Here is a 7,242-nt window from a genome sequence, read left to right as displayed (position 1 = left end):
GGATTGGGACTAATTGCCGCTACTTTAGGAAAAGTCTATGGACAGGTGGGGATCGGTTTACCAATTATCGTCAGTGCGATCGCTATTTTCATGGGGTTAAACCTCTTGGAATTATTACCCCTGCGCTTCCCCTCCCTTGGCTCTACCGATTGGATTACCGGCGATTTTCCCCCGATTTTGCGGTCCTATCTTCTCGGTTTAACATTTGGTTTAATCGCCTCTCCGTGTAGTACACCAGTTCTGGCAACTCTATTGGCATGGGTGGCCAATACGGGAGATTTAAGCTTAGGAGGGGGATTATTGTTATCCTACACTGCTGGCTATGTTTTACCCCTAATTATCGTCGGTTCTTTTACTGCCTCGCTGAAAAGCTTTCTTTCCCTGCGTCAATGGTCCGGGTGGATTAATCCCGTCAGTGGGGTTTTATTAATCGGTTTCGGAGTTTTTTCTTTATTATCCCGTCTGCTGTGATGGTGGAGAGTTACAAGGGATAATTGGCTAAAATGGCCCAACTTTTAACTATAGAACCTCTTGTATAATTAATTTTTGAGGGTTTAAAAACTGCTCATTTTTGTAAATCTGCTGAGTTGGGATTTTTCAAGGTAAACTATCTTCTAAAATTGGTCATTACTTCCGATTTTATCACTCAATCCCAGCTTTTGGGGGGTTCTACCCCCCAAACCCCGGAGCGCATTAGCTTTTGGGTGGGATGCTTACAGACAGCTGCTGATAGATCTGTGATAATTTAAGCATCACTGATAATTGCTGGTTATCGGTATTTCTGCAAATGTGAGATACAGCCTAATTGATTATTATTCATTCTTAATTCTCCTGACTCCTGACTCCTAACCCTAACAACAATTTTTGATTTTTACAAGAGGTCCTATGACTATATCGGAAACTTCCTCAAATTTAAAGAATACACCGCCTCAATGGGGACGTAAATTTATCCAGACTATTGCCGATCTGCGATTGGCAATTATCCTCTTACTTTTAATCGCTATTTTTAGCATTTCTGGGACGGTAATAGAACAGGGTCAATCTCTATCTTTCTACCAAGTTAATTATCCTGAGAAACCCGCTTTATTTGGGTTTCTGACTTGGAAAGTTTTATTAATAATGGGATTAAATCATGTTTATAGCACTTGGTGGTATCTATCATTATTAATTCTCTTCGGTTCCAGTTTAACCGCTTGTACCTTCCGACGACAATTACCTGCTTTAAAAGCGGCCAGAAAATGGCAATTTTATCAACAATCTCGCCAATTTCAAAAACTAGCTTTAAGTGCTGAATTAGAAACCGGTTCCCTAGAATCCCTCACCCCCTTGTTAGAAAAAAAAGGCTACAAAGTTTTTCTAGAAAATAACAGTCTTTATGCTCGTAAAGGTCTGATTGGTAAAATCGGTCCGATTATCGTTCATGCAGCCATGTTAATTATTTTAGCAGGAGCGATCTGGGGAGCGTTAACCGGGTTTTTCGCTCAAGAAATGGTAGCTAGTGGCGATAGTTTTCAGGTTAAAAATATTATTGAAGCTGGACCCTTATCTAAAAATTCTCTCCCTAAGGATTGGGGGATTAAAGTTAATCGTTTTTGGATTGATTATAGTCCTAAAGGTGATATAGAACAATTTTATTCTGATTTGTCGGTGATCGATAATCAAGGACAGGAGATCGATCGCAAAACTATTCAAGTTAACCAACCTTTGCACCATAAAGGGGTGACTTTTTATCAAACCAGTTGGGGAATTGCTGGGGTAAAAGTACAGGTGAATAATAGTCCGATCCTACAGCTACCGATGGCTAGTTTAGACACCAAAGGTAATGGACAAATCTGGGGAACGTGGATTCCGACTAAAACCGATCTTAGTGAGGGAGTTTCTCTTTTAACCAGAGATTTACAAGGTACGGTAATCGTCTATGATGCTAAGGGAGATTTAACCTCTGCTGTACGAGAAGGAATGACGATTCCTATCAATGGAGTTAATCTAAAAATAGTCGAATTAGTGGGCAGTACAGGGTTACAAATTAAGGCAGATCCGGGAGTACCTATCGTCTATTTAGGTTTTGCTTTATTGATGATGGGAGTGGTAATGAGTTACTTTTCCCATTCGCAAATTTGGGCTTTACAATCGGGCGATCGCTTTTATATTGGTGGTAAAACTAATCGCGCTCAAGTCAGTTTTGAACGGGAAATAATTGATACTATCGAAATGTTAAAGTTAAAGTAGAATTGATGTTAATTTGGTGTCGTTTCCCGATCAGTAGGTAGGTGTTAAAAATTTTCTGATCCCCCCACCTATCGGCACCCCCCTTATCAAGGGGGGCAGGGGGGATCAGAGGCAAAATCTATCTTATATTTAATTAGAATCACTTACTTAAAAAGTTCTGTTTATCTATCTTCTGCCTTTTGCCTACCCTAACCAAGAACTTAATTTTGTTCAATTACTTATATGCCAGAATTGCCAGAAGTAGAAACGGTGCGTCGCGGATTAAATCAAGTTACCCAGGGCAAAAAAATTATCGGTGGGGAAGTATTATTACAGCGTACCCTAGCCTATCCTAATTGTGAGGCAACTTTTCTGCAAGGAATTGCTCAGACTACGATTACCAATTGGCAGCGCCGAGGCAAATATCTCCTCGCCAATTTAGATAATGGTAGCAGTATCGGGGTTCATCTGCGTATGACCGGACAATTGCTCTGGGTAAAAGATACCACTCCCCTGCCGATTCATACGCGCTTACGCTTCTTTTTTGCCAATCAGCAAGAATTGCGCTTCGTCGATACCCGCACTTTCGGGAAAATTTGGTGGATTGCCGCCGATAAAACCCCAGAAACTGTGATTACCGGTCTCAAAAAACTGGGATTGGAACCCTTTGATCGCAATTTTACCGCCGATTACCTCTATAGTCACTGTCAAAAAAGTCGTCGTCCGATTAAAACTTTTCTCCTCGATCAAAATGTAGTCGCGGGAATCGGCAATATCTACGCGGATGAAGTTCTTTTTAAAAGTGGTATCCATCCCCAAACTGCCGCTAATCTCTTGAAAATTGAGCAAATAGACTTATTGACAAAAAACATTATTTCTGTATTGGAAACCGCGATCGCTGAAGGCGGCACCAGTTTTAGCGATTTTCTCCACGTTACGGGAGTTAATGGCAATTATGGGGCGATGGCCTGGGTTTACGGTCGTAATGGCGAAAATTGTCGCCTTTGCGGTGCAACTATTGCCAGAATTAAATTAAGTGGGCGCTCGGCTCATTTTTGTCCCCAATGTCAAGTCTCAAGGGGAGAAGGGAGAAAAAGCTGATCACTGATTAGGGGCTGTGGCTTCAATTTTGTTATTTTCGTCGGCTAGGGTCTGAATCTCCTGTCTGTAAGCAAAAGGAGCGCGACTGAGAGCATCTTGAAAGAGGGGTTGAGCCTCTTGATTTTTGCCCTGTTCTTTCAGTACGATCGCCGCTGCCAAAATCGGTCGGAAATCGTTAACATCCATCTGTTGAGCTTGTTTATAGGCGTTTAAAGCTTCCGGATAATTTTGCTGCTCGAAATAGATTTTGCCTAAAAGTAACTGAACGGAAACGATATCGATTAAACTAGCAGGATTATTGGGATCGGCAGCAGCTTTTAAAGCGCGATCGAGCGTGTCTTTGACCAGACTAATCGCCTCGATCGGGCGGTTTTGGCTAAGAAATAAATTAGTTAATCCAGTTAAGGCCCGCAGCTCTTGGGGATGGGAGGCTAAAAGAGCGCGATAACTGCCTGTGGCTCCTGCATAGTCCTCTATTTGCTGTTTCGCTTCCGCCAAAAGTAGCAGATAATCGGATTGTTGGGGGTTAAGTTGCGCTAATTTTTCTAAAGGTTCGATCGCTTGCTTTAAATCGCCCTGCTGTAAGCGAGTATCTAATAATCCCCGCAAAGCCGCCTGATTATCGGGTTCACGCTCTAAAACCATCTGATAACCCAGTGCTTGACTGGCTAATTCCTCTTGTTTGACTGCGGACAGATGACTCTGGCCCGAGGAGTGCTGACTTTTGAGAATAGAAGTCAATAGCGGCATGATCGAGAAGGACAACAAGGCAAATAACATGAGGACGAGACCGATGGACAGCCAACGACGGTGAGAGAGAGAGGCTTTCATAGACTGGGGTGCGAGGGGACAGAGAGGAAAATGTTATGGAAATCTGGAGATTTGATGAGGGGATCGATCGAATTGGCCGCTCTTTATTGAGTACAATGGGCAAACGGTCAAGACTCAAAAGGGTTTTGACAAGGTTGACAGTCAAAAGATCATGGTTCTTAATATATTAGATGCCAGTAGAGTCGCCCTAGAGGGTTATTGTAACCCCCCAGATCGCGCTTTTGACTTGCTTGATTACTAATTTACTATGTGTCTCCGCCGCTAGGAGTGTGATATGAATCGTCCTGGGAATCGGTTTACCGAATCACCGAAAACCCCCCCGACCCCTGAAGTGGAAATTCAGGAAGTCCCCCTTGAATCCCCCCATACTGAGGCTGATTTAGCCGTAGAGTCAGCCACCCCCGAAGAAGTCAAACGTCAACAACCGATCCCCCCTCCCAGTCATCTGCGGCAGTACCGGGCGATCGGTCTCGTCTATGGCCATTATCAGCGATCGGAGGAACAATTAACTAAAGGCAATATTTTAACTGCCGATGGTACTCTGATCGATGCTGTGATTCTCGGTCGGGTGATCAGTTTGGTCAAAAATCATCTCGATCTGGAAAAACCCCATCTTTGGGTGGTTTATCCGCGCACCCGTCAGGAAAATGATGCCCTTCATGTTCAGATTGTCGGTGTTTGGGAACCAGAAACCCTGAAAAAGGAGGATGATCAGGAGATAGAGCCTCTCCTCGCTTCTACCCCGGGTTATTTCTCGATTCGAGGCGAAGTCATCTTTACCGAACGGGAAAATCAAGCGGTAGTGGTCAAAATCCGACAAATGCCCAAAACTGAAGCGGACAAACCCAAGTTTTTTAAACTAAAATTGCGCGGTACTTTATCTGGTAAACCGATCAGTCGTTTTTGGGATTTTCAGGTACAACTTAAAGGAGATGCCTTAACTATTTTGGAAGGTTTAGACCTCGGTTTTGCCAGCAAGAAAAAACCGATGGGTAAGGGAGGTTTTAAAAAGCCTTTTGATAAAAATCGTCATCCCTCGGGGGAAGGAGAAAAACGACCTTTTACCCCCGGACAATCCCCTATCCCTCGGCCTTCCCGACCAAAACCCGTATCGGAAAACTAATTTTTTTCTAAGGATGGGTTTCTCACCCATCCCTAGTCTAGGATTTGGTTTTGGGAGCTATTTGATACTTAGTATTGGGAATATAAGCGCGAATGTTATAACTATAATCTGTTCCTAAAATCTCGGTGATAAAAACCGCTAACTGAGTGCCTAAAATCGCTTCATCGGCAGAATTAAAAGATTTATAATCTTCTATTAACCATTCTTGACTACCATTAACTAAAGTACATCTAAATGTACCGAGAGATTCGGCGATTTCTGTATGTTCTGTATAGTTTCTCGTTCTTACTTCCCCCGCACTATCTGCTCTCAAACACAATTGATTAAGTTCTGCATAAAATTTGGCAGGAATTTTGTCTAAATCACCCCCTTTAGTCACCCAATGCACAAAAAGATGAAAAGACCAAGGAAGATTGAGGTAGAGTAGATAAAATAAACCCAGAATAATTGTTAAATATAAGGAGGAAGTCAGGAATTTATCATATTTCCTTTTTCGGGATCGATTTAAACGTTTAGCTAAATCTAACTTTGATCTTTTCATAAATTTTAATGAGTCAAAAGTAATTTGTAAAAAGTAAGATGTATAAAAAAATCCAGCGTTTTGCTCCGATTATCCTGTCCTTGAGTTTATTTATTCTAGCGGTCTGGGCAATTAGTCAAGAATTTAAACACTACACTTTTGCCCAACTCTTGGCTAGTTTGGATCATATTACCACAAGTCGTCAGCTAGAAGCTATTTTTTGGATGGCTTTGGGTTATTTGTCGATGACGGGTTATGATCGCCTAGGTTTTTATTATATCAAGCATCCCTTAGCTTTAGGCACTATTATCCGCACTGCTTTTATCAGTTATGCTCTTGGTAATACCATTGGTTTGACCTTATTTTCTGGGACAGCAATCCGTTATCGTTTCTATACTCCTGCGGGGGTGGGGGTGGTGGATATTGCCAAAGTTATTACTTTTACCCATTTAAGCTTTTGGTTAGGAATGTTAGGGATTGGTGGTTTAAGTTTCCTCCTCGATCCCCAACGGATTCCTCAACTTTTAAAATTACCTTTTTTAACTACTAAACCTTTAGGAATAATTTTTTTATTGCTGGTTACGGGATATTTTTTCTTGACTCTCACCTATAAAAAACCAATAAGAATCGGCCAAGAAAATATCTATTTACCCTCTTGGACTCTTTCCCTGGCTTTGATTTTGGTGACTTTTATCGATTGGATATTAGCCGCTAGAGTTCTCTATCTTCTTCTCCCGGGCAGCTACAATACTTCGTTTTTAGGATTTTTCGGTCTCTATGTATTTGCCATGACGGCAGGGGTATTAAGCAATGTGCCAGGGGGAATAGGTGTTTTTGAGTTTATCATGCTGAGATTACGCCCCGAATATGTATCTAATGCCGAGCTTTTAGGCTCTTTAATCGCCTATCGAGCTATTTATTATTTCCTGCCTTTAATTGTCGCTTTTGTCTGGTTGTTGGGTTACGAGGCGCGCAGAAAATAAGGTCTTCAAATTAGCTTAAACGGACAAAAAAAGTCCCCATGCAGTCATAGCTGGGGAGCATCAATCTAGTAGGCTAAAGTTTCTAAAGTTTCCCGTAGATAGGAACAAATGCGAGCATCAGCATCGTCTCTATTTTTACCTGATTCTAGTTGTTCTTGCTGCCAACGCCGAAAACCGGAACTAGCGGCGATGGCTTGTTTTAAATGCTCCCAAGTGTGATGATCTTTGTGAAGTGGGGTGTCGGAAAATGTGGTAGAGTTGCCCATCTTTACCTCTGGTGGTAGGGTTGCACTTTTTAACATAACTTAAAAATCGCTGAAAATTCTGATAACTGGGACACAATTAGGCAGAAAAAGGTGTTGCCTAGCGGGAAAGCTGCGGGGATGCCAACACCTTTTTTGAGGGAATCTAGCGGATTTTTAGGAGATTTTGCTGGTTTCTGCCGCTTCTTCCGCCTCCACTGCCGCGTTTAAAGC

The 7,242-nt window shown here is 42.2% G+C and carries 8 protein-coding genes; 5 read left to right on the top strand and 3 right to left on the bottom strand.

The window, feature by feature from the left end; genetic code table 11:
- From PX481_RS28115 to PX481_RS28105, 3 genes are all read left to right on the top strand, one after another.
- A partial coding sequence (locus PX481_RS28115; RefSeq protein WP_288097232.1) for a cytochrome c biogenesis protein CcdA occupies positions 1–471 on the top strand: 471 nt, incomplete at its 5' end.
- A gap of 414 nt (positions 472–885) precedes the next feature.
- Entirely contained in the window at positions 886–2,229 is a 1,344-nt protein-coding gene (locus tag PX481_RS28110) for a cytochrome c biogenesis protein (RefSeq protein WP_288097229.1), read from the top strand.
- Positions 2,230–2,451: 222 nt separating this feature from the next.
- Positions 2,452–3,309 carry a DNA-formamidopyrimidine glycosylase gene (locus tag PX481_RS28105; protein WP_287078707.1) on the top strand — a complete coding sequence of 286 codons (858 nt, stop codon included), beginning with the start codon at positions 2,452–2,454 and terminating at the stop codon, positions 3,307–3,309.
- On the opposite strand, the gene PX481_RS28100 is transcribed toward PX481_RS28105, so the two are convergent.
- Complete coding sequence (locus tag PX481_RS28100) at positions 3,310–4,140, bottom strand: tetratricopeptide repeat protein (protein WP_002757059.1); 831 nt, start codon at positions 4,138–4,140, stop codon at positions 3,310–3,312.
- A 274-nt stretch (positions 4,141–4,414) separates the two neighbouring features.
- Here PX481_RS28100 and patR point away from each other — a divergent pair, with 274 nt between their 5' ends.
- Positions 4,415–5,263 carry a heterocyst master regulator PatR gene (patR, locus tag PX481_RS28095; protein WP_288057230.1) on the top strand — a complete coding sequence of 283 codons (849 nt, stop codon included), beginning with the start codon at positions 4,415–4,417 and terminating at the stop codon, positions 5,261–5,263.
- Between the two features lie 37 nt (positions 5,264–5,300).
- On the opposite strand, the gene PX481_RS28090 is transcribed toward patR, so the two are convergent.
- Positions 5,301–5,804, bottom strand: a complete 504-nt coding sequence (locus PX481_RS28090) for a hypothetical protein (protein ID WP_288057231.1) — start codon at positions 5,802–5,804, stop codon at positions 5,301–5,303.
- Between the two features lie 38 nt (positions 5,805–5,842).
- On the opposite strand from PX481_RS28090, the gene PX481_RS28085 reads away from it, so the two are divergent.
- A complete protein-coding gene (locus PX481_RS28085; RefSeq protein WP_288097225.1) occupies positions 5,843–6,766 on the top strand; it encodes a lysylphosphatidylglycerol synthase domain-containing protein in 924 nt (307 codons plus the stop codon).
- A gap of 65 nt (positions 6,767–6,831) precedes the next feature.
- On the opposite strand, the gene PX481_RS28080 is transcribed toward PX481_RS28085, so the two are convergent.
- Positions 6,832–7,068, bottom strand: coding sequence for a hypothetical protein (locus PX481_RS28080; protein ID WP_080603301.1), 237 nt, complete (start codon positions 7,066–7,068; stop codon positions 6,832–6,834).
- Positions 7,069–7,242: the final 174 nt, after the last annotated feature.

It is taken from the genome of Microcystis sp. M53603_WE2, assembly GCF_030065435.1.
The sequence above is the reverse complement of the archived record's forward strand: the minus strand, read 5'-3'. Positions and strand labels throughout refer to the sequence as shown.

Excerpts from the sequence above, each read along its gene's own strand:
- PX481_RS28110 (WP_288097229.1), top strand. The coding sequence starts at position 886 with ATGACTATATCGGAAACTTCCTCAAATTTAAAGAATACACCGCCTCAA.
- PX481_RS28105 (WP_287078707.1), top strand. The coding sequence starts at position 2,452 with ATGCCAGAATTGCCAGAAGTAGAAACGGTGCGTCGCGGATTAAATCAA.
- PX481_RS28100 (WP_002757059.1), bottom strand. The coding sequence starts at position 4,140 with ATGAAAGCCTCTCTCTCTCACCGTCGTTGGCTGTCCATCGGTCTCGTC.
- patR (WP_288057230.1), top strand. The coding sequence starts at position 4,415 with ATGAATCGTCCTGGGAATCGGTTTACCGAATCACCGAAAACCCCCCCG.
- PX481_RS28090 (WP_288057231.1), bottom strand. The coding sequence starts at position 5,804 with ATGAAAAGATCAAAGTTAGATTTAGCTAAACGTTTAAATCGATCCCGA.
- PX481_RS28085 (WP_288097225.1), top strand. The coding sequence starts at position 5,843 with ATGTATAAAAAAATCCAGCGTTTTGCTCCGATTATCCTGTCCTTGAGT.
- PX481_RS28080 (WP_080603301.1), bottom strand. The coding sequence starts at position 7,068 with ATGTTAAAAAGTGCAACCCTACCACCAGAGGTAAAGATGGGCAACTCT.